At 70.6% G+C, this 25,062-nt stretch carries 28 protein-coding genes and 2 tRNA genes; 15 read left to right on the top strand and 15 right to left on the bottom strand.

Translation table 11 applies throughout. The features are described 5' to 3' along the window. Position 1 precedes the first annotated feature (1 nt). Both ACIWQI_RS09100 and ACIWQI_RS09105 read right to left on the bottom strand, forming a co-directional pair. Entirely contained in the window at positions 2 to 997 is a 996-nt protein-coding gene (locus ACIWQI_RS09100) for an Fpg/Nei family DNA glycosylase (RefSeq protein ID WP_396656835.1), read from the bottom strand. Beyond that, positions 997 to 1,485, bottom strand: coding sequence for a ribose-5-phosphate isomerase (locus tag ACIWQI_RS09105; protein WP_396656836.1), 489 nt, complete (start codon positions 1,483 to 1,485; stop codon positions 997 to 999). Before ACIWQI_RS09105 ends, ACIWQI_RS09100 begins: the two co-directional genes overlap by 1 nt. A 49-nt stretch (positions 1,486 to 1,534) precedes the next feature. On the opposite strand from ACIWQI_RS09105, the gene ACIWQI_RS09110 reads away from it, so the two are divergent. From ACIWQI_RS09110 to ACIWQI_RS09135, 6 genes are all read left to right on the top strand, one after another. Beyond that, entirely contained in the window at positions 1,535 to 1,894 is a 360-nt protein-coding gene (locus ACIWQI_RS09110; RefSeq protein ID WP_396656837.1) for an ArsR/SmtB family transcription factor, read from the top strand. Further along, a complete protein-coding gene (locus ACIWQI_RS09115) occupies positions 1,891 to 3,564 on the top strand; it encodes a SulP family inorganic anion transporter (RefSeq protein ID WP_396656838.1) in 1,674 nt (557 codons plus the stop codon). Before ACIWQI_RS09110 ends, ACIWQI_RS09115 begins: the two co-directional genes overlap by 4 nt. Before the next feature lie 67 nt (positions 3,565 to 3,631). After that, complete coding sequence (gene pepN, locus ACIWQI_RS09120) at positions 3,632 to 6,199, top strand: aminopeptidase N (protein ID WP_396656839.1); 2,568 nt, start codon at positions 3,632 to 3,634, stop codon at positions 6,197 to 6,199. A 37-nt stretch (positions 6,200 to 6,236) separates the two neighbouring features. After that, positions 6,237 to 7,286, top strand: coding sequence for a mechanosensitive ion channel family protein (locus ACIWQI_RS09125; protein WP_396656840.1), 1,050 nt, complete (start codon positions 6,237 to 6,239; stop codon positions 7,284 to 7,286). Beyond that, the gene (locus ACIWQI_RS09130; RefSeq protein ID WP_396656841.1) at positions 7,283 to 7,693 is read left to right on the top strand and encodes a globin; all 411 of its coding nucleotides are present in this window, start codon (positions 7,283 to 7,285) and stop codon (positions 7,691 to 7,693) included. Before ACIWQI_RS09125 ends, ACIWQI_RS09130 begins: the two co-directional genes overlap by 4 nt. Before the next feature lie 19 nt (positions 7,694 to 7,712). Beyond that, positions 7,713 to 9,377: an FAD-binding dehydrogenase gene (locus tag ACIWQI_RS09135; protein WP_396656843.1), complete on the top strand. Its 1,665-nt coding sequence runs from the start codon at positions 7,713 to 7,715 to the stop codon at positions 9,375 to 9,377. Between the two features lie 6 nt (positions 9,378 to 9,383). Here ACIWQI_RS09135 and ACIWQI_RS09140 read toward each other — a convergent pair whose 3' ends face one another. Beyond that, a complete protein-coding gene (locus ACIWQI_RS09140; RefSeq protein WP_396656845.1) occupies positions 9,384 to 10,058 on the bottom strand; it encodes a hypothetical protein in 675 nt (224 codons plus the stop codon). A gap of 45 nt (positions 10,059 to 10,103) precedes the next feature. On the opposite strand from ACIWQI_RS09140, the gene ACIWQI_RS09145 reads away from it, so the two are divergent. Beyond that, positions 10,104 to 10,976 (top strand): acyl-CoA thioesterase, encoded by an 873-nt coding sequence (locus ACIWQI_RS09145; protein ID WP_396656975.1) that lies wholly within the window; start codon positions 10,104 to 10,106, stop codon positions 10,974 to 10,976. Here the strand turns inward: ACIWQI_RS09145 and ACIWQI_RS09150 are convergent. The 5 genes from ACIWQI_RS09150 to msrA form a co-directional block, all read right to left on the bottom strand. Beyond that, positions 10,969 to 11,451, bottom strand: a complete 483-nt coding sequence (locus ACIWQI_RS09150) for an acyl-CoA thioesterase (RefSeq protein ID WP_396656846.1) — start codon at positions 11,449 to 11,451, stop codon at positions 10,969 to 10,971. The two genes, ACIWQI_RS09145 and ACIWQI_RS09150, sit on opposite strands and share 8 nt — an antisense overlap. 5 nt (positions 11,452 to 11,456) lie before the next feature. Beyond that, a complete protein-coding gene (gene ettA / locus ACIWQI_RS09155; protein ID WP_396656847.1) occupies positions 11,457 to 13,139 on the bottom strand; it encodes an energy-dependent translational throttle protein EttA in 1,683 nt (560 codons plus the stop codon). 66 nt (positions 13,140 to 13,205) lie between these two features. Continuing rightward, positions 13,206 to 13,691: a DUF6993 domain-containing protein gene (locus tag ACIWQI_RS09160; protein ID WP_396656849.1), complete on the bottom strand. Its 486-nt coding sequence runs from the start codon at positions 13,689 to 13,691 to the stop codon at positions 13,206 to 13,208. A 50-nt stretch (positions 13,692 to 13,741) separates the two neighbouring features. Continuing rightward, positions 13,742 to 14,287, bottom strand: coding sequence for a single-stranded DNA-binding protein (gene ssb / locus ACIWQI_RS09165; RefSeq protein ID WP_396656850.1), 546 nt, complete (start codon positions 14,285 to 14,287; stop codon positions 13,742 to 13,744). Between the two features lie 170 nt (positions 14,288 to 14,457). Further along, positions 14,458 to 14,982 (bottom strand): peptide-methionine (S)-S-oxide reductase MsrA, encoded by a 525-nt coding sequence (gene msrA / locus ACIWQI_RS09170; protein WP_396656851.1) that lies wholly within the window; start codon positions 14,980 to 14,982, stop codon positions 14,458 to 14,460. Between the two features lie 91 nt (positions 14,983 to 15,073). Between msrA and ACIWQI_RS09175 the strand changes: the two genes are divergently transcribed. Continuing rightward, positions 15,074 to 15,364, top strand: a complete 291-nt coding sequence (locus ACIWQI_RS09175) for a hypothetical protein (protein ID WP_396656853.1) — start codon at positions 15,074 to 15,076, stop codon at positions 15,362 to 15,364. Positions 15,365 to 15,370: 6 nt separating this feature from the next. Here ACIWQI_RS09175 and ACIWQI_RS09180 read toward each other — a convergent pair whose 3' ends face one another. Continuing rightward, positions 15,371 to 15,580, bottom strand: a complete 210-nt coding sequence (locus tag ACIWQI_RS09180; protein ID WP_396656855.1) for a methyltransferase — start codon at positions 15,578 to 15,580, stop codon at positions 15,371 to 15,373. A 142-nt stretch (positions 15,581 to 15,722) separates the two neighbouring features. Between ACIWQI_RS09180 and ACIWQI_RS09185 the strand changes: the two genes are divergently transcribed. The 6 genes from ACIWQI_RS09185 to ACIWQI_RS09210 all read left to right on the top strand — a co-directional run bounded on the left by ACIWQI_RS09185 (position 15,723) and on the right by ACIWQI_RS09210 (position 17,719). Next, positions 15,723 to 15,795: transfer RNA gene (locus tag ACIWQI_RS09185), tRNA-Arg, on the top strand. Between the two features lie 52 nt (positions 15,796 to 15,847). After that, positions 15,848 to 16,474, top strand: a complete 627-nt coding sequence (orn, locus tag ACIWQI_RS09190; RefSeq protein WP_396656857.1) for an oligoribonuclease — start codon at positions 15,848 to 15,850, stop codon at positions 16,472 to 16,474. A gap of 37 nt (positions 16,475 to 16,511) precedes the next feature. Next, positions 16,512 to 16,587, top strand: a tRNA-His gene (locus ACIWQI_RS09195). Positions 16,588 to 16,590: 3 nt separating this feature from the next. After that, complete coding sequence (locus tag ACIWQI_RS09200) at positions 16,591 to 16,941, top strand: metallopeptidase family protein (RefSeq protein WP_396656858.1); 351 nt, start codon at positions 16,591 to 16,593, stop codon at positions 16,939 to 16,941. After that, entirely contained in the window at positions 16,932 to 17,240 is a 309-nt protein-coding gene (gene clpS / locus ACIWQI_RS09205) for an ATP-dependent Clp protease adapter ClpS (protein WP_396656860.1), read from the top strand. Before ACIWQI_RS09200 ends, clpS begins: the two co-directional genes overlap by 10 nt. After that, positions 17,237 to 17,719: a DUF2017 family protein gene (locus tag ACIWQI_RS09210; protein WP_396656861.1), complete on the top strand. Its 483-nt coding sequence runs from the start codon at positions 17,237 to 17,239 to the stop codon at positions 17,717 to 17,719. Before clpS ends, ACIWQI_RS09210 begins: the two co-directional genes overlap by 4 nt. 3 nt (positions 17,720 to 17,722) lie before the next feature. On the opposite strand, the gene ACIWQI_RS09215 is transcribed toward ACIWQI_RS09210, so the two are convergent. The 6 genes from ACIWQI_RS09215 to gatC are packed head-to-tail and all read right to left on the bottom strand — an operon-like array spanning position 17,723 to position 23,291. Next, on the bottom strand, positions 17,723 to 18,244 hold the full coding sequence (locus ACIWQI_RS09215; RefSeq protein ID WP_396656863.1) for a hypothetical protein: 522 nt from the start codon (positions 18,242 to 18,244) through the stop codon (positions 17,723 to 17,725). A gap of 49 nt (positions 18,245 to 18,293) precedes the next feature. Continuing rightward, on the bottom strand, positions 18,294 to 18,614 hold the full coding sequence (locus ACIWQI_RS09220; protein ID WP_396656865.1) for a hypothetical protein: 321 nt from the start codon (positions 18,612 to 18,614) through the stop codon (positions 18,294 to 18,296). A 48-nt stretch (positions 18,615 to 18,662) separates the two neighbouring features. Beyond that, a complete protein-coding gene (locus ACIWQI_RS09225; protein ID WP_396656866.1) occupies positions 18,663 to 19,925 on the bottom strand; it encodes a DNA polymerase IV in 1,263 nt (420 codons plus the stop codon). A 29-nt stretch (positions 19,926 to 19,954) separates the two neighbouring features. Then, positions 19,955 to 21,451, bottom strand: coding sequence for an Asp-tRNA(Asn)/Glu-tRNA(Gln) amidotransferase subunit GatB (gatB, locus tag ACIWQI_RS09230; RefSeq protein ID WP_396656976.1), 1,497 nt, complete (start codon positions 21,449 to 21,451; stop codon positions 19,955 to 19,957). Between the two features lie 11 nt (positions 21,452 to 21,462). Continuing rightward, positions 21,463 to 22,995: an Asp-tRNA(Asn)/Glu-tRNA(Gln) amidotransferase subunit GatA gene (gatA, locus tag ACIWQI_RS09235; RefSeq protein ID WP_396656868.1), complete on the bottom strand. Its 1,533-nt coding sequence runs from the start codon at positions 22,993 to 22,995 to the stop codon at positions 21,463 to 21,465. After that, positions 22,992 to 23,291 (bottom strand): Asp-tRNA(Asn)/Glu-tRNA(Gln) amidotransferase subunit GatC, encoded by a 300-nt coding sequence (gatC, locus tag ACIWQI_RS09240; RefSeq protein ID WP_396656869.1) that lies wholly within the window; start codon positions 23,289 to 23,291, stop codon positions 22,992 to 22,994. The genes gatA and gatC overlap by 4 nt, the downstream gene beginning before the upstream one ends. A 56-nt stretch (positions 23,292 to 23,347) precedes the next feature. Here gatC and ACIWQI_RS09245 point away from each other — a divergent pair, with 56 nt between their 5' ends. Then, positions 23,348 to 25,051, top strand: a complete 1,704-nt coding sequence (locus tag ACIWQI_RS09245; protein ID WP_396656870.1) for a long-chain-fatty-acid--CoA ligase — start codon at positions 23,348 to 23,350, stop codon at positions 25,049 to 25,051. The last annotated feature ends 11 nt before the right edge of the window (positions 25,052 to 25,062 follow it).

Raw genomic sequence — 25,062 nt, forward strand, 5'->3', positions numbered from 1 at the left:
GTCAGCGCTGGCAGGACGGGCACCAGTAGAGCTTGCGCGCGCCGAGCTCCTCGAGGACGATCTCGGTTCCGCAGACCCGGCAGGGCAGTCCCGCCCGGCGATACACCCAGTGCCGGTCGTCGCGGCTGGCCATCGCCCGTCGCCAGGCATCGGGCGACAGGTCGTCCATCGTCATCATCTGACCGGTCTCCACGCCGATGCGCAGCAGGTGAACCCAGTCCCGCCAGAGCTCGCGCACCAGCTCCTCCGGTACGTCCCGGCCGGGCGTGTGCGGATTCAGGCGCGCCCGGAACAGCAGCTCCGCGCGATAGACGTTGCCGATCCCGCCCACGACCGACTGGTCCATCAGCAGCAGCGCGATCGGCGTGGGCTTTCGGCGCACGACCTCCACGAAGCGCTCCTCGCCCTCGGCGAGGTCGTCCACCATCGGGTCGGGACCGAGCCGTGCCAAGGTCGCCAGCATCTCGTCCGGAGTCTGCAGCTCGCACGCGGTCGGTCCGCGCAGGTCGGCACAGGTCACCTCGGTCAGCAGGCGCAGCCGCACCTGCCCGACGACCGGCGGCGGCCACTGGTCGCCTTCGTCGGCGAGTCCGGTGGTCTGCTCGGACATGCGCACGTGCGCACGTGCGCGTCGCGGGGCCCCGATCGATCCGAGCGAGTTCTCGCCCGCATCGTCGAACACCTGCTCGAGGTCGGTGCCGCGCTGGTTCGTCTGGCCCATCCGTCCGTTGGCGGAGGCGATCGTCGGATCGACCACGATCTCGCCGGAGAAGTCCCACGCACCGTAGATGCCGAGGTGGACGCGCAGCCAGAGTTCGTCGTCGAACTCGAGGAACATCTGCTTGCCCTGCGCGCGCACCCGGGTCGCCGTGCGGCCGGAGATGACGGCCGCGCCCTCGGCGAAACGGCCCTGAGGGCTGGAGGCGGCGACGACGCGCCCGACATAGTTCGCGTCGAACTGGCGCGCGATGCGGTGGACGGAGTGGCCCTCGGGCATCAGGAGGCCCGTGGGTCGGGCTGGAGCGATCCGTCGCGCTCGAAGGCCGCGATCTGCGCGATGCGCCGGGCATGGCGCTCCTCCCCCGAGAACGGGGTCGCGATGAACCGGTCGATGAATGCCGCAGCCTCTTCGAACGTGTGCTGACGGGCACCGATCGCGATGACGTTGGCGTCGTTGTGCTGACGTGCCAGCTCCGCCGTCGACTCGTTCCACACCAGCGCGGCGCGCACGCCCGCCACCTTGTTCGCGGAGATCTGCTCACCGTTGCCCGAGCCGCCGAAGACGACGCCGAGGGTCTCCACTCCGTCGGCCTGATCGCGCACCACCGCCTGCGCCGCCCGGATGCAGAAGGCGGGATAGTCGTCGAGCGGGTCGTACGAGACGGGGCCGTGGTCGACGACCTCGTGACCCTGCGCCGCGAGGTGCTGCTGCAGGCGCGTCGAGAAGTCGAGGCCCGCGTGGTCTGTTCCGATGTGGATGCGCATGACCCAATCCTAGGAACTCACAGGAAGCCCTTGATATGATGGTTTCATCATGCCATTGACTACCCGAGAAGGCCCCCTGTACGAGGTGAAGGCCGGCCTGTTCAAGGGCCTTTCGCATCCGCTCCGGATCCGCGTCCTCGAGCTGCTGTCCGGCGCCGCCGAGGTGAGCGTCGCCGAGCTGCAGCAGGAGACGGGACTGGAGGCCTCGCATCTGTCCCAGCATCTGTCGGTGCTGCGCCGGCATCGCCTGGTGGAGTCCGAGCGGCGCGGCAGCCACGTCTTCTACCGGCTGGCCGACCCCGCGATCGCCGAGCTCCTGGCCGTCGCCCGGCGGCTGCTGGTGAACGTCCTGCAGGCAGACCGGGAGCTGCTCGCCGACGCGCGCAGCCTCCCCTCGCTGGGCTCGTGAGGCACGCTCCCGGCCGCGTCGCGGCGTACCTGCGGGGACTGGTCCCCTCACTCGCCGACTACCGGGCCCTCCCCCGGACCTGGCGCGGCGATCTGCTGGCGGGCGTCACCGTCGGCATCGTCGCCCTGCCTCTCGCCCTGGGCTTCGGGGTCAGCTCCGGGGTATCCGCCGAGGCGGGCCTTGTCACCGCCATCGTCGCCGGCATGATCGCGGCCGTCTTCGGCGGATCGAACGTCCAGGTCTCCGGCCCGACCGGCGCGATGGTCGTCGTGCTGCTGCCCATCGTCGCCAGCCACGGCGTCGGTGCGGTCGCCGCCGTCAGCGTGCTCGCCGGCATCATCGTCCTGGCCGCCGGCGCGCTCAAGCTCGGTCGCGCGGTGTCGTTCATCCCGTGGCCGGTGATCGAAGGCTTCACCCTCGGGATCGCGATCATCATCTTCCTGCAGCAGATCCCCTCCCTCACCTCTGCGCACCTGGCCGCCGCCGACGAGCACAGCCCCAACGCGGTCGTCGCCGCGATCCAGGCCATCAGCGCAGCGGACTGGTCCTACGTGCCCTGGGCGCTGGGTGCGGTCGCGATCGTGAGTGGGTCGATGCTGCTGGCGCCGCGCATCCACCGGTCGCTTCCCGGCTCCCTCATCGGGATCGTGATCGTCACCGTCCTCGCGGTCGTCCTGCCCACGCCGCTGGCGACCATCGGTGTGCTGCCGGCCTCGCTGCCTGCCCCGGCTCTTCCCCAGATCGATGCGGCGACGCTCGCCGAGCTCGCCCTCCCCGCGCTCACCGTGGCGGCCCTCGCCGCCATCGAGTCCCTGCTGTCGGCGCGGGTCGCCGCATCCCTGGCAGACACCGGTCCCTACGACCCCGACCGCGAACTCGTCGGTCAGGGCCTGGCCTCGCTCGGCTCGGGGCTGTTCGGCGGGATGCCGGCCACCGGCGCCATCGCCCGCACGGCCGTGAACCTCCGCTCCGGCGGGCGCACCCGCCTCGCCTCGGTGACGCACGCGGTCGTTCTGCTGCTGGTCGTGCTCGTGGCATCCGGTCCGGTCGGCGCCATCCCGCTCGCCGCCCTCGCCGGCGTGCTGATGGTGACCGCGGTCCGCATGGTGCACCGCGCCACGATGCGCTCGATCATGCGCTCCACCCGCGCCGACGCCGCCGCCTATGTGATCACGGCGGTCATCACGGTGTCGTTCGACCTCATCGTCGCCGTCGGCATCGGCGTCCTGGTGGCGGGGGTGTTCGCCCTGCGCAGCCTCTCCCGCTCGACCGGGGTGCGCCGCGAGGAGATCCTGGGCGACACCGAGCCCGGAGACGACCGCATCGCGATCATCCGCTTCGACGGGCCCCTGTTCTTCGCGGCCGCCGACCGCGTCTTCGAGACGGTGATGCGCACCAGGGAGGTGTCCGTCGTCATCCTGCGGATGTCGCAGCTCGAGCTCGTCGATGCGACCGGTGCGCGCGTGCTCAGCGAGATCGTGCAGTCGCTCGAGCGGCGCGGGGTCACCGTCCTCATCAAGGGCGTGCAGCCCGGGCACGAGGAGCTGTTCCGCAGCGTCGGCGTGCTCGCCTCGCTCCGGCACCAGAACCACCTGTTCGCCGACCTCCCCTCCGCCATCGAGCACGCCCGCACGCACGTGCGGCGGGAGCGGTCCGGTCACGTAGGCTAGGAGGGTTGTCGCCGGCGCCAGCAGCGCCTTCCTGCGGCATGGACCCTCACCCACGGGAGCATTTGCAGTGCCTGGAGAGAACCTCACGCGTGCCGAGGCGCAGGAGCGCCGCGCCATCATCACCCCCGAGGCCCGCCCGGAGGGCGGGCTGCGCTATGCGGTCGAGCTCGACCTCACCAAGGGACCGGAGGTGTTCGGCTCACGCACCCTGGTCCGCTTCCGGGCGGTCGAAGGTGCGTCGACCTTCATCGATCTGATCGCCCGCACGGTCCACGCCATCACGCTCAACGGCCGCACCGTCGATCCCGGCACCGCTTTCGCCGACTCGCGCATCCGCCTCGACGACCTCGCCGCCGAGAACGAGCTGCTCATCGACGCCGACTGCCTCTACACGAACACCGGCGAGGGTCTGCACCGCTTCGTCGACCCCGTCGACGGCGAGGTCTACCTCTACAGCCAGTTCGAGGTGCCCGACTCGCGGCGCATGTTCGCGGTGTTCGAGCAGCCCGATCTGAAGGCGACGTTCGAATTCACCGTGACCGCACCCGAGCAGTGGAGCGTCGTCTCCAACTCGCCCACCCCGGAGCCGACCCCGGCCGGTCCCGGCAAGGCGACCTGGGCCTTCGAGCCGACGCCGCGCATCTCCTCGTACATCACGGCCCTGGTGGCCGGGCCCTACGAGTCGGTCTTCTCCGAGCTCACCAGCTCGTCGGGCCGGGTCATCCCCCTGGGGATCTACGCTCGGAAGAGCCTGTGGCAGCACCTGGACGCGGATTACATCTTCGACATCACGCGCAAGGGCTTCGCCTACTTCGAGGAGAAGTTCGGCTACCCCTACCCCTTCGCCAAGTACGATCAGCTCTTCGTTCCCGAGTTCAACGCGGGCGCCATGGAGAACGCCGGGGCGGTGACCTTCACCGAGACCTACGTCTTCCGCGGCAAGGTGACCGACGCCATCAAGGAGCGTCGCGTCGTCACGATCCTCCATGAGCTCGCCCACATGTGGTTCGGCGACCTCGTCACCATGAAGTGGTGGAACGACCTGTGGCTCAACGAGTCGTTCGCCGAGTGGGCGTCCACCATCGCCACCGCCGAGGCCACCGAGTGGACCGAAGCGTGGACCACGTTCAACGCCATGGAGAAGACCTGGGCCTACCGCCAGGACCAGCTGCCTTCGACCCACCCGGTCGTCGCCGAGATCAACGACCTCGAAGACGTCCAGGTCAACTTCGACGGCATCACCTACGCGAAGGGCGGCTCGGTGCTCAAGCAGCTCGCCGCCTGGGTGGGCATCGACGCGTTCTTCGCCGGCGTGGGCGCGTACTTCCGCGCGCACGAGTGGCAGAACACCGAACTGACGGATCTGCTCGCCGAGCTGGAGAAGACCAGCGGCCGCGACCTGTCGACCTGGTCGAAGAAGTGGCTCGAGACCGCCGGCGTCAACACGCTCACCCCGCTCATCGACACCGACGTGGACGGCCAGATCACGCGGTTCGCCATCGTGCAGACCGCTCCCGCCGACTATCCGACCATCCGGCCGCACCGCCTGGCGGTGGGCTTCTACAGCCTCGAGGACGGCGCGCTGGAGCGCGTGCACCGCGTGGAGCTCGACGTGGACGGCGACCGCACCGAGGTGCCCGAGCTGAAGGGCCTGCCCCGGCCCGACCTGGTCCTGCTCAACGACGACGACCTCGCCTATGCGAAGATCCGCCTCGACGACCGCTCGCTCGCGACCGCGATCGCCCACCTCGCCGACATCTCCGACCCCCTCGCCCGCTCGCTCGTGTGGGGAGCGGCCTGGGATCAGACACGGGATGCCGAAGCCTCCGCCTCGGACTACATCGACCTGGTGCTGGGGAACATCGCCCGCGAGACCGAGTCCACCACCGTGCGCACCACGCTCGCCCAGCTTCAGCTCGCCGCCAACTCGTACGTCGCTCCCGACCGGCGCGACGCCGCACGGCGGAAGGTCGCCGACGGCCTCTGGCAGCTCGCCCAGGAGGCGCCCGCCGGAAGCGACAGCCAGTTCCAGTTCGTGACCGCGTTCGCACAGGCCGTGGCCACGCCCGAGCACGCCGAGACGCTGCGGCGGCTGCGCGACGGCGAGCTGACCCTCGACGGACTCGAGATCGACACGGATCTGTCCTGGCAGCTGCTCATCGGCCTCGCCGCCGGCGGCGCGGCGACGGTCGCCGACATCGACGCCGCCCTGGAATCCGACAACACCGCCAAGGGCGCCGAGGCCGCCGCGACCGCGAAGGCGGCGATCCCGACGGCCGAGGCGAAGCAGGCGGCGTGGGACTCCGTGGTCGACAGCGACGACCTGCCGAACACGATCGTGCGCGCCACGACGCTGGGACTGCAGCATCCCACCGGCCGGGACCTTGCCGCCGGGTTCATCGAGCCCTATTTCGCCGCGCTCGAGCCGATCTGGAAGACCCGGACCTACCAGATCGCCCAGTACCTCATCACCGGCCTCTACCCGGCTTCGCTGGCCGACGCCGCGCTGCGCGACGCGACCCTGGCGTGGCTGGATGCACACCGAGACATCCCCGCGCTGCGCCGGCTGGTCAGCGAGAACCTCGCCGGAGTGGAGCGGGCCCTGAGCGCCCAGGAGCGCGACGCGATGAGCTGAGCCCGGCATCCGCGGTTCCGTCGTTAGGATCGGTTCGATGTCCATTCGTCCCCTGAGCGCCGCCGATCCGTCCTTCTGGGAGCGCGTCGGCCAGATCGTGGCGGACGCCGGCGGCAAGCTGATCTGGACGGCGGTGATCATCGTCGTCTGCCTCCTGCTGGCGTGGCTGCTGCGCTTCGTGATCCGTCGCGTGGTCAACCGGATCGTCTCGGGGGCCAAGAGCAAGGCGAACGTCGACGACACGCGGGCGATCGACGCGTCGCCGCTCGCGAAGGTGCGCATCATCCAGCGCACCCGGACGCTGGGCACGATCCTTCAGAACATCACGAACGTGGCGCTCGTGGTGATCGCGATCGTGCTCATCGTGAACGTGTTCGCCCCGAGCGTCCTGGGCTCGCTGACGCTGCTCACCGCCGCCGTGGGTGCGGGGCTCGGCTTCGGCGCGCAGAACATCGTCAAGGACGTCCTCAACGGGATCTTCATCGTCGCCGAGGACCAGGTCGGCATCGGCGACGTCGTGGACGTGGGCCTTGCCACCGGCATCGTCGAGTACGTCAGCATCCGGATCACCCACGTCCGCGACGTGAACGGAACGCTCTGGTACGTCCGCAACGGCGAGATCACCCGGATCGGCAACATGTCGCAGGGCTGGTCGCGCGTGATCGTCGATCTCTCCCTGCCGGTCGAGGTCGACGTCGACGAGGTGGAGGCGGCGCTGCTGGCCACAGCCGTCGAGCTGCAGAACGACCCGAAGTGGCGCAGCCGCATCCTCGAGAAGCCCGAGGTGTGGGGGCTGGAGTCGATCGACGGCGACGCGCTCATCATCCGTCTCGTGATGAAGACGCGTGCCAACGCCCGGGACGACGTCGCACGTGAGCTGCGCATGCGCATCAAGAGGACAGCCGACTCGCTGGGAGTGCCGCTGCCTGCCCTCGCCACCGTCACCCCGACCGGGATCGAGGGTGCTCGGCGCGTGCGCGGGGCGAACCCGCCGAAGACCAAGCCGCAGCCGGTCACGCCGCCGCCGGAGCGCCCGTCCTGGAGACCGCGCAAGGGCAAGGGCGACCGGGAGAAGGATGCGGAATGAGCGACGCGCCGGTGAGCTTCTACGACCAGATCGGCGGGCACGACACCTTCGTGCGGCTCGTCGAGGTCTTCTACCGCGGTGTCGCCGACGACCCCGTGCTGCGGCCCATGTACCCGGAGGAGGATCTGGGCCCCGCCGCCGAGCGGCTGCGGATGTTCCTCGAGCAGTACTGGGGCGGCCCGTCCACTTACAGCGAGCGCCGCGGCCATCCGCGCCTGCGCATGCGGCACGTCGCCTTCCACGTCAATCCCGAGGCCCGCGATCGCTGGCTCGCCCACATGCGCACCGCGGTCGATGCGCTGGACCTGTCCGAGCTGCACGCGGCGACCCTGTGGGACTATCTCGACAGGGCGGCGCACGCCATGGTGAACACGTTCGAGCCCACGCCGGATCCCACGACCCGCTGATCCCGACGAAGGAGCCGACATGACCGCATCCACCCACTCCACCGATGTGCTCGTCGTCGGGTGGGGCCTTTCCGGACTGGTTGCGGCGGCCGAGGCGCTCACCGCCGGCAAGCGGGTGACCATCGTCGACCAGGAGCCGCGGACCAATCTCGGCGGGCAGGCCTGGTGGTCGTTCGGCGGCCTGTTCTTCGTCGACTCGCCCGAGCAGCGCCGCATGGGGATCACCGACTCGCGCGACCTCGCGGGGCAGGACTGGTTCGGCAATGCGGGCTTCGACCGGGACGAGGATGCCTGGCCCCGGCGCTGGGCCGAGGCGTACCTCGACTTCGCGGCCGGCGAGAAGCGGGCGTGGCTGCGACAGCTGGGGGTGGGCTTCTTCCCGATCGTGGGCTGGGCGGAGCGGGGCGGGTACACCGCGATCGGCCCGGGCAACTCCGTCCCCCGCTTCCACATCACCTGGGGCACCGGTCCGGGAATCGTCGCTCCGTTCCAGGCGCTCGTCGAGAAGGCCGAAGCGGACGGGCGCGCGACGATCCTGCCGCGCCACCGCGTCACCGGGCTCCTGCGCTCCGGCGACGCCGTCGTCGGCGTCGTCGGAGACATCCTCGCCCCCTCCGGTGCGGCCCGTGGGGTGGCGAGCTCGCGGGAGGCGGTCGGAACTTTCGAGATCAGCGCCGGCGCCACGATCGTCTCGTCGGGGGGCATCGGAGGCAACCACGAGCTCGTCCGTGCGCAGTGGCCGCAGCGCCTCGGCTCCCCGCCGCGCACGATGGTCAGCGGCGTGCCCGCCTACGTCGACGGCTCGATGCAGCCGGTGGCGGCCGCCGCCGGCGCGCGCCTGATCAACGGCGACCGCATGTGGCACTACGTCGAAGGCATCCAGAACTGGAATCCGGTCTGGCCGAACCACGGCATCCGCATCCTCCCCGGGCCGTCGTCGATCTGGCTGGACGCCACCGGGGCCCGCCTGCCCGTTCCGCTGTTCCCCGGCTTCGACACGCTGGGCACGCTCGCCCACCTTCGTCGCACCGGACACGACCACTCGTGGTTCGTGCTCTCGTACAAGATCGTCGAGAAGGAGTTCACCCTCTCGGGCAGCGAGCAGAATCCCGATCTCACCGGCAAGGACGTCAAGCTGCTCGTGAAGTCCCGGCTCGGGAAGGGAGCGGCGGGGCCGGTCCAGGCGTTCCTCGATCACGGCGCGGACTTCGTGGTCCGCGAGACCCTGGGCGATCTCGTCGCGGCCATGCAGGCGCTGCCGGGCGGCGACGTCCTCGAGCCGGATCGGGTGGTGCGCGAGGTCGAAGCGCGCGATCGCGAGATGGACAACGACTTCACGAAGGACGCGCAGATCGCCATGCTGCGATCGGCGCGGTCGTTCCGCGGCGACCGGCTCGTGCGCACGGCGACGCCGCACCGCATCCTCGATCCGGCGAACGGCCCTCTCATCGCCGTCAAGCTGCATGTGCTCACCCGCAAGTCCCTGGGCGGCATCGAGACCGACCTGCAGGCGCGGGCCCTCGGCGCCGACGGCGCGCCGGTGCCCGGCCTGTACGCGGCGGGTGAGGCCAGCGGGTTCGGCGGAGGTGGCGTGCACGGGTACCGGGCGCTGGAGGGGACGTTCCTCGGCGGCTGCCTGTTCTCCGGCCGCGCCGCCGGTCGCGCCGCCGCGGGCGCGGTCTGATCCGGCTCAGTCGCGGGCGCCGGTCGTCCGCACGGCCGTGAGACCGGATGCCACCGGCCCCCGCACCAGCACGTGCCCGCGTCGCAGCGACAGCCGCGTCCACCGCGGCGCGGTGAACACGCGCACGGTCTCCTCGCCGCTGATGAAGCCGAAGCTCACCGCCGCGAACGCGGCCCCCAGGGGCAGGTCGCCCAGCTCCGGCTCCGGTGCGCCCCAGATCGTCGCCCGCACCGCCCGCACCGCCTCCTCGCCGGCATCCGTCGGCACTGCACGCGCGACCCGTGCCATGCCGCCGTGCGCCTTCTCAGCCAGCGTCGCCGCCTCGATGCCCTCGACCGCGGCCCAGCCCGTCCGTGGCGGTGCGATGCCCGACCACGCCGCCGACACCGCCGTCTCGGGCAGGACGACCGCCCGCGAGTCCTCCTCATCGAGCCGCAGCGAGGATGCCGTGACGACGAGGTCGCAGATCAGGTCGGGATCGACCGAGAGCGCGCGCATCCCGAGCACGGTCGGCGTCGCGTCGCCGAGCCCGCGCGGGGCGAGCGCCGCCGCCGTCATGGCCAGCACGCCGCCTCGGGCCTGCAGGCGCACCGCATCCTCGCCGAGCCGCGAAGCGCGGCCGGCGAAGGTCAGCGCATCCGCGGCGAACTGGGCATCGGCGAACAGCAGGGGCTCGGGCACGGCCCTAAGCTACCAAGGGTGACGGATCGGACCTCCGGCGACGGAATGCACATCGACGGGCTGCTGGCGGTGCTCGAACTGGCCGGATCAGACGCCCGCACCCGGGAGGACATCTTCACCGGGGTCTCGCAGACGATGCCGCTGGGCCGCGTGTACGGCGGCCAGGTCCTCGCCCAATCCATCGTCGCCGCGTCGCGGACTCTGCCGCCGGATCGCATCGTGCACTCCATGCACGGCTACTTCCTGCGTCCGGGAGACTCCTCCAAGGGGATCACGTTCGCGGTGGATCGCATCCACGACGGCCGCTCCTTCTCCACCCGCCGCACGCAGGCCTATCAGGATGGCGAGCCGATCTTCTCGATGATCTCCTCCTTCCAGGACGAGGACCCGGGTCTGGATCACCAGGAGCCGATGCCCGGCGACATCCCCGAGCCGGAGGATCTCCCCGACGCGGAGGACCACCTGCCTGGCCTGCACCCGATGAGCCGGCGGCAGTTCGCCGACCGACCGGTCGACCTGCGTCACGTCCCCGGCCCGGTGTACCTCGAGGTGGCCCGACGGCAGCCGCACCAGGCGGTGTGGATGCGCACGCGGGGGCGCCTTCCCGATGACCCCGCGCTGCACCGGGCGGCGCTGGCGTACATGAGCGACCTGACCATCCAGGAGCCGATCCTGCGCGCCCACGGCGTGCCCTGGGCGACACCCGGGATCAAGGTCGCGAGCCTCGACCATGCCATGTGGTGGCATCGGTTCGGTCGCGTGGACGAGTGGGTGCTCTACGCGCAGCAGTCGCCCAACGCGATCGGGGGAAGAGGACTCGGCCTCGGACGCATCTACGCACGCGACGGACGCCTGCTGGCCAGCGTCGCGCAGGAGGTGATGGTCCGGGTGCCGGACGGCGCGCGCGACTCTAGCTGACGACTCGCCGACCGCGGGAGAACCGCACCGGATGACCCAGGTAGGGAGTCCAGGCGGCCCGCTCCCGCGCGCTCAGTCGCAGCGGGCGGCCGCTGGCGGCATCCACCTTGACCACGGTCGTCGCGGCGCGCGCGTAGACCGTCTGCTCGCCCGCCTCTACGGGACTGCATACCTCGTAGCACACCTCGATGCTGGAGCCGCCGAGCGCGCTGAACCAGAGCTGGATGTCCAGTGGATGCCGCTGGTACGGCACGGGAGCGAGGTACTCGATCTCCTGCCGCGCGATCAGCGTGAGCACGCCGCTGCGCACGCTGGACTCGAGGACCGCCGTGTCCGGCGCCGGCTCGCCGGCATCCGGGATCCAGAACGCGCGGACGCGCGCCTCCTCGAGGAGCTTGAGCATGGCGGTGTTGTTGACGTGGTTGAACGCGTCGAGGTCACCCCATCGCAGCGGAATCGGAACGTGCAGCCGCATGGCGGTCAGTCGCGGGTGAGCTTGCGGTATGTGGAGCGATGCGGCTTCGCGGCGTCGGGTCCGAGCCGCTCGATCTTGTTCTCCTCGTAGGCCTGGAAGTTGCCCTCGAACCAGTACCACTGGTCGGGCTTGTCGTCGGTGCCCTCCCACGCGAGGATGTGCGTGGCGATGCGATCGAGGAACCACCGGTCGTGCGTGATGACCACCGCGCACCCGGGGAATTCGAGCAGCGCGTTCTCGAGCGATCCCAGCGTCTCGACGTCGAGGTCGTTCGTCGGCTCGTCCAGCAGCAGCAGGTTGCCGCCCTGCTTGAGGGTCAGTGCCAGGTTCAGGCGGTTGCGCTCTCCTCCGGAGAGCACGCCGGCCTTCTTCTGCTGGTCGGGGCCCTTGAAGCCGAACTGCGACACGTAGGCCCGCGAAGGGATCTCGACCTTCCCCACCTGGATGAAGTCGAGGCCGTCGGAGACCACCTCCCACAGGGTCTTGTTCGGGTCGATCCCGGCGCGCGACTGGTCGACGTACGAGATCTTGACGGTCTCGCCGATCTTGAGCTCGCCCCCGTCCAAGGGCTCAAGTCCCACGATCGTCTTGAACAGGGTCGTCTTGCCCACGCCGTTGGGCCCGATGATGCCGACGATGCCGTTGCGCGGCAGCGAGAAGCTCAGGCCGGAGATGAGGCTGCGGCCGTCGAAGCCCTTCTGCAGGTTCTTCGCCTCGATGACCAGCTGGCCCAGGCGCGGCCCGGGCGGGATCTGGATCTCCTCGAAGTCGAGCTTGCGCGTGCGCTCGGCCTCGGCAGCCATCTCCTCGTAGCGGGCCAGACGCGCCTTGGACTTGGCCTGGCGCCCCTTCTGGTTGCTGCGCACCCATTCCAGTTCGGATGCGAGGCGCTTGGCGAGCTTGGCATCCTTCTTGCCCTGGATCTGCAGGCGCTCCTGCTTCTTCTCCAGGTAGGTCGAGTAGTTCCCCTCGTAGGGGTACAGCCGGCCGCGGTCCACCTCGCAGATCCACTCCGCGACGTGGTCGAGGAAGTACCGGTCGTGGGTGACGGCGAGCACGGCCCCGGGGTACTTCGCCAGGTGCTGCTCGAGCCAGAGGACGCTCTCGGCGTCCAGGTGGTTCGTGGGCTCGTCCAGCAGCAGCAGGTCGGGCTTCTGCAGCAGGAGCTTGCACAGCGCGACCCGGCGCTTCTCGCCGCCGGAGAGGTTGGCCACGAGGGCATCGGAGGGTGGCGTGCGCAGCGCGTCCATCGCCTGCTCGAGCTGGGAGTCGAGGTCCCACGCGTCGGCGGCGTCGATCTCCTCCTGCAGGGTGCCCATCTCGGCCAGCAGGGTGTCGAAATCCGCGTCCGGATCGGCCATCAGACCGGAGATCTCGTTGAAGCGGTCGAGCTTGCCCTTGATCGGTCCGACGCCCTGCTCGACGTTCTCGAGCACGGTCTTGTCCTCGTCGAGCTCGGGCTCCTGCATGAGGATGCCGACGCTGTAGCCCGGCGAGAGCTTCGCCTCTCCGTTCGAGGGCTGGTCCAGGCCCGCCATGATCTTCAGGATCGTGGACTTGCCCGCGCCGTTCGGACCGACGACGCCGATCTTGGCGCCCGGCAGGAACGCCATCGTCACGTCGTCGAGGATCACCTTGTCACCCACGGCCTTGCGGGCACGGACCATCTGATAGATGTACTCAGCCATAGATCTTGAACGCTCTCCTCTGCGTGACGACGTCAGCCAACCAGCCTACCTTCGTCGGGCGCCGGGTCAGTCGATCGGCTGGGTGCGGCCGACCAGACAGGCCCCGTCGGCGAGCCCCGGCAGGACGGCGGTGACCGGTTCGCCGGTGGCGGCGCCCACCTGCCCGACGAGGCACTCGTCGCCCCAGCGCACCGAGAACTGCAGGCTCTCCGCCGCGTTGCCGACGGTGGAGGCGTCGGCGGTGACCTGCATCGCGGACCGATCGAACCCCGCCGCAGCGAGCGCGTCGATGTATGCGCGGCCCCGCGCCCTGTCCGCCGACCCCCACACCTCGAGCGTCACCGCGGTGAACAGTCCGAGGTTGTCGGCCGCGGAGCCGTCGGGGTGCACAGCGCCGCGGGTCTGCGTCGGCGCCGGCGTGACGGGGCTGCTCGGCACCGCTTCGGTCGGCGCGGGCGCCGGGGTGCATCCGGCGAGGACGAGCACGCTGAGCGCGGCTCCCGCCGCCCACACCGCCATCCCGCTGCGGCGATGGGATGGGCGGGTCGGCACGGGGAGAGTCTAGGCCAGGGCACTCTGCGCTCCCCGTGCCGCACGCCCGCTCAGAACGGCGAGCCTGCCTCGACCGGTTCGCGCTGATCCGCCGCCTCGCCGGCTCCGTCCCGGCCGTCGTCATCCTGATCGCCCTCGCTCGCCGGGGCGGCGGCCGGCCACGCGGACACCGGTGCTTCGTCCCCGGCGGCTGCGGTCCCCCACGGGCTGCTGGACCCGTCGGGCGCATTCTGCCGGCCCTGCGCGCCGTCGCGGTGGAAGGTGGTCGTGCCCCACAGGAGATCGTGTCCGACTGCGTCGGCGTCGATCTCGGCCGTCACGCCCTTCTTGACAGGCGTCTCCCAGTCGCGCAGGCGCAGCCGGCCGGTGACCATGACCCGGTCGCCCTTCCGGAGCGACCGGTGGGCATGGGCTGCGAGCCGGCGGAACGCCGAGACGCTGTACCAGCTCGTCGCGCCGTCGGTCCACTTCTCCTCTTCCCTGTCGTACCGCCGCTGGGTGCTGGCGATGCGGAAGTTGAGGATCTCCACGCCGTTGGGCGTGATCTTGAACTCGGGTTCGGTGATGTTGCCGACGACGGTGATCGTCTCGCTCATGTCCTGTCCTCTCTCGCACGGGGACCGCCCCCGGTGCTCCGGCGCCCCGTGCCCGTGGACGCCGGAGCACCACCAGCATCGGCGGGTCGCCCAGGCGGACAGCCCGCGCCCTCATCCTGGGGACAGGGCGACGGCGAGATCCGGCCTGTGGAGGGACAGAGAGCGCGGAATCAGGCGTCGACGTACTCGGAGAAGCGCGCCCGGACCTTGTTCACCTTCGGCACGGCGACGGCGAGGCAGTAGCCCTGCGTCGGGTTCTTCGCGAAGAAGTCCTGGTGGTACTCCTCGGCGCGGTGGAACGCGTCCAGCGGCTCGATCGTCGTGACGACCCCGCCGTCCCACCACTCCGACGCCCGGTCGCGGGCCGCCTCGAACAGCCGACGCTGCTCGTCGTCGGCGTAGAACATTGCGCTGCGGTACTGCGTGCCGATGTCGTTGCCCTGCCGGTTCAGCTGCCGGGGGTCGTGCATCGTGAAATAGGCGTCGAGGATCGTGTCCGCCGAGATCACCTCGGGATCGAAGGTCACAGCGACCGCTTCGGCATGTCCGGTCGTCCCGGTGCACACCAGCTCGTAGCTCGGATCCGGGACGGATCCCCCGGTGTATCCCGACACCACCTCGGCGACCCCGCGCAGCGCGCGGTACGCGGCATCCAGGCACCAGAAGCACCCACCTGCAAGAACGAATGTCTGCATCTTCACTCCTCGATCATCGTGCACAACGCCGTGCGGCCGCTCGATGTTCCCGGCCCGCGGCGATGTCGGTGGTCGCAGCTATCTTCGAACCATGAGAGCCGAACGCATGCGCCCCGCCGCTGGGATCGCCGCCACCCCGGCCGTCCCGTTCGCACCGCCGTCGCTTCGAACGACCCGAGACATCCGCCTCGTGCGTGCGACCGCCGATCTCTGGCGGGTGGTCGACCTGTCCGGACGGGTGATCGGCCACCTCCAGCTGATCGCGCACCCGCTCGGACTGCGCTGTCGCGCGCGACGTTATCACCCCCCGACCGCGCGCTTCCGGGACATCGGCGATTTCTGGTCGCCGGACGATGCGGTCGCCGCACTGCGCGCGGGCTGACGCGGCTCAGTGCTCGCGGAACTGCGGCCACTCGGCGCCGGGCTTCAGATGCGAATGCAGGGCGTTCTTGGCGACCTCCATCGTCGGATAGGTCCCGATGGAGCGGTCGGCGCCGGCCAGAGTCGCCGTGTAGCCGTCGGCATCCTGCTTGATCGTCCCCACCACCCCGGACTCTGCGTACGCGACCCAGAGCCTGCGAGCCTGTGTCTCAGTCATGCGGATCCTCCTTCTCGGACGCACTGCGAGGCTACGCTCCGCCGGGGGCGGATGCCAGGCCCGTCGTCCTGGCGCGTCACGGGCGCCGATCCTCGGCCGCGTCGCCGTCACCCGCAGAGGACGATACCCTTGAGGTGCCCATCCCTCCGTAGCTCAGGGGACAGAGCGAGCGGTTTCTACCCGCCAGGTCGGGGGTTCGAATCCTCCCGGAGGGGCTCAGCGCCCGCGCGGCGATCCGGCGTCTGCGCCCGCCGATAGGATGACCGCATGGTGGGCGCCTCCGAGAACGATCGGCTCGTGTGGATCGACTGCGAGATGACCGGGCTCGATCTCGCCGTGGACGAGCTCGTCGAGATCGCGATCGTCGTCACCGACTTCGACCTGCGCATCCTCGATCCCGGTTTCCAGATCGTGATCAAGCCCGACGCCTCGGCGCTGGAGAACATGAGCGAGTTCGTGACCGAGATGCATCGCACCTCGGGCCTGCTCGATGAGATCGCGTCGGGAGTCAGCCTTGCTGACGCCGAGTTCCAGGCGCTGGAGTACATCCAGAGATTCGCGCCGGTCTCGGGCAAGGCCCCGCTGGCGGGGAACACGATCGGCACCGATCGCATGTTCCTCGCCAAGTACATGCCGCGGGTCGACCGGTGGCTGCACTACCGCAACGTCGACGTGTCGTCGGTGAAGGAGCTCTCCCGCCGCTGGTACCCCCGTGCGTACATCCACGCCCCGGAGAAGAACGGCGGTCACCGCGCCCTCGCCGACATCCTCGAGTCGATCCGAGAGCTGGCCTACTACAGGCAGGCCGTCTTCGTGCCGGCGCCCGGTCCGACCAGCGACGGAGCCCGTGCGCTGGCGGCCTCCGTCGTTTCGTCATTCGCTCCCCAGGTATGAGAGAATCTTCTGGTTGCCCGCGCAGGCGGGCCGCATGGTGGGTATAGCTCAGTTGGTAGAGCACCTGGTTGTGGTCCAGGGGGTCGCGGGTTCAAGTCCCGTTACTCACCCCAAGCATGGTTGACATGGATGCCGCCGCCTTCGAGGCGCTCGTGATCGAGGAGCTCGACCTCCTGCCCGACGACATGGTCGACGGGCTCGAGAACGTGGTCTTCGTCGTCGAAGACCGCCCAGAGGACGGCAGCCTCGATCTGCTCGGCCTGTACGACGGCCTCGCGCTGACCGAGCGTGACCGCTACGGCATGGGCGAGCTGCCCGACCGCATCATCGTGTACCGCGAGCCGCATCTGGCCGCCTGCGAGAGCGAGGACGAGCTGCGCGAAGAGGTGCACACCACCCTCGTGCACGAGATCGCGCACTTCTACGGCATCGACGACGACCGGCTGCACGAGCTGGGGTGGGCATGATGGCGCGCGTCGCGCACCCCGACACCCGTGAGGACGTACGCCGAGAGGACGCCCCCGCCGGGATCCCGACCTGGCAGACCGTCGTCTGGAACGACCCGGTCAACCTGATGAGCTACGTCGTGCACGTCTTCCGCGAATACTTCGGGTTCTCGCGCGAGCAGGCCACACGGCTCATGCTCGCGGTGCACCACGAGGGCCACGCGGTCGTCGCCGAGGGCGCGCGCGAGCAGATGGAGCTGCACGCGCAGGCCATGCACGACTACGGCCTGTGGGCCACGGTGCGGAAGGCGCCGCGGTGAGCGCCGCGATGGTGATGCTGACGATCACGCGCATCGAGGCGCGCCACCTCGCCGACCTGATGGGCCAGTTCGTCGATCTGCTGCAGGCGACCGAAGACGCCGCCGACGACGACGCCGTGGCGCGGCTCGTGCCCGACGCCTACCCCGACGATCCGCACGCCGGCCGGGAGTTCCGCCACGCCACCGAGCACGAGCTGCTCGACCGCCGCCGCGACGATGCCAACCGGGTGCTCTCGGATCTCGAGGCCTCCGGCGCATCCGCGGCGGAAGGTGCGGACGACGCGGTCGTCGACGTCGCCCTCTCCCCCGACGACGCGAGAGCGTGGATGCGGTCGCTCGCCGCGCTGCGGCTGGTCATCGCCTCGCGCCTGGGCGTGGCCGACGAGGACGACCACGATCCGGACGACCCCCGCTTCGGAGTGTACGACTGGCTCGGCTACCGGCTCGACGGGCTCGTCCACGCGGTCTCGGCGGACTGACCGTCAGGGGATCTCGAAGATGTGCGTGGCGAGGCTGCGCGGATCGTCCCGAGCCAGGTGCGCCTCCTCCTGCGCGGCCCACCGATCCCAGTGCGGACGGTAGGTCTCGCCGTCTCGCGCCAAGGCGCGGTGCCGACGCGGAGCGGTCGGGGACTCCAGCCACACCCGCACATCGCCGAGCGGGGCGGTGCGCGCGTCGAGCAGCCCCGAGCCCTCGACGATGAGGGGCCGGGCCGGGTCGACGACCTGCAGACCGCCGGGCACGCCGGCATCCCAGTCCCAGCTCCGCCACTCCGCCTGAGCGCCGTGCGCGTGCGGAACGAGGATCCGCTCCCACGCCAGTGCGACGCCCGCCTCGAGCCCGTCCCATCCCGGGTACAGGGAGTCCAGCGCCACGACCTGAACACGCTCCGGCACGGGCCAGGCATCGACCAGCATTCGCGCGAGCGTGGACTTGCCCGCCCCCGATCTGCCGTCGATCAGCACGACCGCCGGGGACGAGGAAACCTCTGCCGCTGCGCGCACCACCGTATCCGCGGCGTCACGCAGCGCAGCGGTGAACGGGTCGGCGTCGCTACTTCTTGAGGGCCCGGACGACACGGCTGAGCGCCCGGCCGGCCACCCACACGAACGGGATGGCGACCGCGAGGAAGGAGACGATGTTCGGCTCGAAGCGCAGGTCGTCGCCGCGTCGCACATACGCCCCCAGCGGGACCGCGTAGCCGCCGCCCCCGCCGCCGCCGTTGCCCGCCTCGTCGGACCCGCCGCCGAAGCCCGACCACGTCACCGCGACCGGGATGAGACGGATGCCGTCGACATCCTGCTGCTCGCCGTACGCGCTCTTCACGCCGAACGATGCGGACTGCTTGCCGAGCTCGAGTGCGATGTTGGGCATGGCACCACGGTAGCGCGGTGCGGGCGGACGCGCACCGTCCGCGTCGGCTCAGTGCTGATCGGTGGGCAGGGGCGGGTGATGCGACACGGCGCCGATCGAGCGATCAGGGCGCAGCAGCGCCGCACGCGTGACCGCGCCGCGGCCGAAGCGCTCCGCCGCCCCGTCCAGGGCTCCTTCGATGCTGCGCCACTCGGCATCGTCGTCCCAGAGCGCGAGGCCCATGGTGCCGGCCGGGACGAGGTTCTCGGCGCGCACGCCGATCAGGCGCACCGCCATCCTCAGCTCCAGAGCGTCGAACAGCTCGCGCGCGGCGGCTCCCACCCGCTGCCCCAGATCGGTCGGCTCGCCGAGGGTCTGCGACCGGGTCACCGTCGTGAAGTCGGCGAACCGCACCTTGATCGAGACGGTGCGCGCCGCCCAGCCGCCGGCGCGCAGCCGCGCCCCGACACGGTCGCCCAGGCGCAGCAGCTCGACGTGCAGAGCGCCCGGGTCGCCGATGTCCTCGTGGAAGGTCTCCTCGTGGCCGATGCTCTTCTCGACGCGGCGGGTCTCGACCTCGCGGGCATCGACGCCGCGGCTGAGCTGCCGGATGCGCGCACCCATGGTGGCTCCGAGGAGGCGATCGAGGACTGCCGGCGGCGTCTGCAGGATGTCGGCGACGGTCCGGATGCCTCGACCCTCCAATGCCTCTGCGGTCTTGGGACCGACACCCCACAGGGCCCGCACGGGACGTGCCGCCAGGAAGGCCTGCGTCTCGGGCTCGGACACGATCAGCAGACCGTCCGGCTTGCTCAGGGTCGAGGCCATCTTGGCGACGTGCTTGGTCGCCGCCACCCCGATGCTGGCGGTGAGGCCGGTCTCGGCGCGCACGCGGCGGCGCAGCTCGACCGCGATCCGGCCCGGGCTGCCCAGCAGGCGCCGCGCGCCGCGCACGTCGAGGAAGGCCTCGTCGATGGACAGCGGCTCGACCAGCGGCGTCACGTCGCGGAACAGCCGCATCACCTGCGCCGACATCTCGAGGTAGCGGTCGAAGTGGGGCTCCACGGTGATCGCCGTGGGGCACAGGCGCAGCGCCTGCGACACCGGCATCGCCGAGCGCACGCCGAACCGGCGCGCCTCGTACGTGGCACTGGAGACGACCCCCCGGCCCTCGGGGGCGCCGACGATGACCGGCTTGCCCTTCAGACTCGGATCGTCGAGCACCTCGACCGCGGCGTAGAAGGCGTCCATATCGACGTGCAGGATGCCGGTGCCGGTGTCGTCCGCGCCTTCCGGCGAGACGATCCGGCCGGTGCCGTCGCCGCGTCCCATGCCACCATTCTCACCGGGACCGCCGACGTCTACTGCGCGGCCCGCTCCAGCACCAGTTCACGCACGCGTGCCGCATCCGCCTGGCCCTTCATCGCCTTCATGACGGCGCCGATGATCGCGCCGGCGGCCTGGACCTTGCCGTCGCGGATCTTCTCCAGCACGTCCGGCTGGGAGGCGAGCGCCTCGTCGATGGCCGCGATGAGGGCCCCGTCGTCCGAGACGACGGCGAGTCCTCGTGCGTCCACGATCTCCTGCGGTGAGCCCTCCCCCGCGATCATGCCCTCCAGCACCTGCCGCGCGAGCTTGTCGGTGAGGGTGCCCGCGTCCATGAGCGCCTGCAGCGCCGCGACATCGGCGGGCGCCACCAGGTCCGACGGCTCGCGATCCTGCGCGTTGGCGATGCGCAGCACCTCGCCTGTCCACCACTTCCGGGCGGAGGCCGGCGACGCGCCGGCGGCGATGGTCGCCTCCACCTCGGAGAGGAGGCCGGCGTTCACGATCCCCTGGAAGTCGATGTCGGCGAAGCCCCACTCGGCCTTCAGCCGGCGGCGGCGGGCCGCCGGCGGCTCGGGCAGGGCGGCGCGCAGCTGCTCGATGAGCGCCGCGGACGGCACGACCGGAAGCAGATCCGGCTCCGGGAAGTAGCGGTAGTCGTCGGCGTCCGACTTCGGCCGGCCCGGCGAGGTCGTCCCGGTGTCCTCGTGCCAGTGCCGGGTCTCCTGCGTGATGGTGCCTCCGGCGGCGAGGATCGCCGCCTGCCGCTGGATCTCATGGCGGACCGCCCGTTCGACCGAGCGCATCGAGTTCACGTTCTTCGTCTCGGTGCGCGTGCCCAGCGGTGCCGGCGGCTCGCCCGCCGCGGCGCGTGGGCGCAGCGACACGTTCGCGTCGCAGCGCAGGTTTCCGCGCTCCATGCGCGCGTCGGAGATGCCCAGCGCGATGACGATGTCGCGGATGGTCCGCACGTAGGCGGCGGCGAGCTCTGGGGCCCGGTGCTCGGCGCCGAAGATCGGCTTGGTGACGATCTCGACCAGCGGCACCCCCGCGCGGTTGTAGTCGACCAGCGAGTACTCGGCACCCTGGATGCGTCCGGTGGAGCCGCCCACGTGGGTGAGCTTGCCGGCGTCCTCCTCCATGTGCGCGCGCTCGATCGGCACGGTCACGATCGTGCCGTCGGCCAGCTCGACCTCGACGCTGCCGTCGAAGGCGATCGGCTCGTCGTACTGCGAGATCTGATAGTTCTTGCCCAGGTCGGGGTAGAAGTAGTTCTTCCGCGCGAACCGGCTGGAGGGCGCGATCGAGCACCCGAGCGCCAGCCCGAGGCTGATCGAGTAGCGCACCGCCTGCTCGTTGACCACGGGCATCGAGCCGGGCAGACCCAGATCGACCGGCGCGAGCTCGGTGTTGGGCTCGCGGCCGAACGAGTTCGGCGCCGCCGAGAACATCTTCGTCTTCGTGTTGAGCTCGACATGCACCTCGAACCCGAGCACAGGCTCGAACAGCTCGAGGGCCTTGTCGAAGTCCATCAGCGTGCTCTTCACGCGGCACCTCCCAGTCGCGGGGCGCGATCCAGCAGCGGGCCGCCCCAGGCGTCGATCAGCACGGCCTCCAGCGCCGCACCGACCCGGTACAGGCGCGCGTCCTCGCGGGCGGGGGCGAGGAACTGGATGCCGACGGGCAGCCCGTCCTCGGCGGCGAGCCCGGACGGGATCGAGATGCCCGGGACGCCGGCGAGGTTCGCCGGGATCGTGGTGACGTCGTTGAGGTACATCTGCATCGGATCGTCGATCTTCTCGCCGAAGCGGAACGCGGTGGTCGGCGCCGACGGGGTCGCGATGACATCCACCTGCTCGAACGCCTGGGCGAAGTCGCGCTGGATCAGTGTGCGCACCTTCTGCGCCGAGCCGTAATAGGCGTCGTAGTAGCCGGCGCTGAGCGCATAGGTGCCGAGGATGATGCGCCGTTTGACCTCGTCGCCGAACCCCGCCTCCCGCGTGGCCGCCATCACCTCTTCGACGGTGGCGCTCGCGTGCGGGGTGACCCGCATCCCGAAGCGCACGGAGTCGAAGCGGGCGAGATTGCTGGATGCCTCGGCCGGCAGGATCAGGTAGTACGCGGCGACGCCGTACTCGAAGTGCGGCGCGCTCACCTCGACGATCTCGGCGCCCTGCGCCTGGAGCGCGTCCAGCGCCTCGCGGAACGAGGCGGCGACGCCGGCCTGGAAGCCGGTGTCCGGCAGCTCGCGGACGACGCCGACCCGCAGTCCCTTCAGCACGTCACCGCGCGCACCCTCGCGGGCCGCGTCGGCGAACGAGGGCCAGGCGTCGGTGAGCGAGGTCGAGTCGTGCGGATCGTGACCGCCGACGACGTCGTGCAGGAGACCCGCATCGAGCACGGTCCGGGTGACGGGGCCGACCTGGTCGAGGCTCGATGCCAGCGCGATCGCGCCGTACCGGCTCACGCCGCCGTAGGTGGGCTTCATTCCCACCGTGCCGGTGACATGGGCCGGCTGGCGGATCGAACCGCCGGTGTCCGAGCCGAGGGCCAGCGGAGCCTCGTACGCGGCGACCGCCGCCGCCGAGCCGCCGCCGGAACCACCGGGGATGCGGTCGAGATCCCACGGATTGCGCGTCGGACCGTAGGCGGAGTGCTCGGTCGACGATCCCATGGCGAACTCGTCCATGTTCGTCTTGCCCAGCGGAACGAGCCCGGCCGCACGGGACCGGGCGACCACCGTCGCATCGAACGGCGACAGGTAGCCCTCCAGGATGCGCGATCCGCTCGTGGAGGGCATGTCTGTGGTCACCAGCACGTCCTTGATCGCGAGCGGGACGCCCGCGAGGGGACCGAGTTCATCGCCGGCGGCCCGGCGCCGGTCGATGCCGGCGGCCACCTCGAGGGCGCTCTCGTTCACGTGCAGGAACGCGTGCACGTCCTCGTCGACCGCGGCGATCCGGTCGAGATGGGCCTGGGTGGCCTCGACGCTCGAGATCTCGCCGGCGGCCAGTCGCGCCGCCAGCTCTGTCGCGGTGAGCCGGATGATGTCGCCCGCTCCTGCCTGCGCGGTCATTGCTCTTCTCCGAGGATGGCGGTCACGCGGAAGCGGCCGTCGGCAGAGTCGGGCGCGTTCTGCAGCGCCTGCTCGCGCGTGAGGGTGTCGCCGACGACATCGGGCCGGAAGACGTTCTCGAGAGGCACGGGGTGGCTCGTCGCCGGCACCTCGGGCGTCGCCACCTGCGACACCTTGGCGATGTTGTCGACGATCACGTCGAGCTGCCCGGTCAGACGCTCGACCTCCTCGTCGCTGAGCTGGATCCGGGCGAGCACACCGAGATGGCGCACGAGATCGGGGGTGATTTCTGACACCCGACAAGTCTATGGGCGCTCTGACGGCGCCCGGGACGCGCGCGTAGGCTGGGCCCGTGACGACCTACGACCCGCCCCGTCCCTGGATCGCGAGCTACGCGGAAGGGGTCCCTGCGGACCTGGCGCCCGTGTCCGGCTCGCTCGTCGACATCGTCGCTGCCTCGGCACGCGATTACCCGAGCGCCGTCGCACTGCAGTTCTTCGGCGCCGAGACGACGTACCGGCAGCTGCAGGAGCAGATCGACCGCGCCGCCGCGGGCCTGAAGGCGCTCGGCGTGGGCGCCGGCGACACCGTGGCGATCGTGCTGCCGAACTGCCCGCAGCACATCGTCGCGTTCTACGCGATTCTGCGGCTCGGCGCGATCGTCGTCGAGCACAATCCGCTCTACACGCCCCGCGAGCTGCGCAAGCAGTTCGAGGATCACGGCGCGAAGACCGCGATCGTGTGGTCGAAGGCGGTGCGCACCGTGCAGGAGTTCCCCGCCGACCTGCAGGTGCCGCGCATCGTCTCGGTCGACGTCACCAAGGCGATGCCCCTGGCGACGCGGCTGGCCCTCAAGCTGCCGATCCGCAAGGCCCGCGAGTCGCGAGAGGCGCTGCACGAGCGCGTCAGCGGCACGGTCGTGTGGGAGGACCTGATCCGGACCGACCCGCTGCCGGGGTCGCACCCGGCGCCGCAGACGGACGACCTGGCGATCATCCAGTACACCAGCGGGACCACCGGCACGCCCAAGGGCGCGGCGCTGACCCACCGCAGCCTGCTGTCCAATGCGGCGCAGGCCCAGGCATGGGTGCCGCAGATCACCCGCGGAGACGGATGCGTCGTCTATGCGGTGCTGCCGATGTTCCACGCGTACGGCCTCACCCTGTGCCTGACCTTCGCGATGTCGATGGGCGCGCGCCTGGTGCTTTTCCCCCGGTTCGATCCCGACCTCGTGCTGGCGGTGACCAAGAAGCATCCCGCGACCTTCCTCCCCCTCGTGCCGCCCATCGCCGACCGGCTGCTGCGGGCCGCCCAGGAGCAGGGCGTCTCGCTGCGCGGCACCGAGATCGCCATCTCGGGCGCGATGGCACTCCCCCACGAGCTCGTGGTGCCCTTCGAGGCCGCCACCGGCGGCTACCTCGTCGAGGGCTACGGGCTGTCGGAGTGCTCGCCGGTGCTGATGGCCAACCCGGTCGCCGACAATCGCGTGCCCGGCACCGTCGGGCTGCCGCTGCCGGGGACCGAGTGCCGGGTCGTCGACCCGGACGAGCCCACCGTCGATGTGCCGCCGGGTGAGCGCGGCGAGCTGATCGTGCGGGGACCGCAGGTGTTCTCGGGTTACTACGGCAAGCCCGAGGAGACGGAGCGGGTGTTCGTCGACGGCTGGTTCCGCACGGGCGACATCGTGACCGTCGACCCGCAGGGGTTCGTGCGGATCGTGGATCGCATCAAGGAGCTCATCATCACCGGGGGGTTCAACGTCGCGCCGACCGAGATCGAGATCGCGCTGCGCCAGCACCCCGACGTCGACGACGTCGCCGTGGTGGGCCTGCCCAGCGAGCACTCGGGCGAGGAGGTCGTCGCGGCGGTCGTCCTCGACCCGGGTGTGGACGAGCCCGATGTGGACGCCATCCGGGAGTTCGCCCGCGGCATCCTCACGCCCTACAAGGTGCCTCGGCGGATCTTCGTCGTCGACGAGCTGCCCAAGTCGCTGATCGGCAAGGTGCTGCGACGGCAGGTGCGCGAGTCGCTCCTGCAGCTGACGACGGGCTCCTGAGCAGGCAGGAT

The sequence above is a fragment of the Microbacterium sp. genome (assembly GCF_044508325.1).
Lineage (GTDB): Bacteria > Actinomycetota > Actinomycetes > Actinomycetales > Microbacteriaceae > Microbacterium.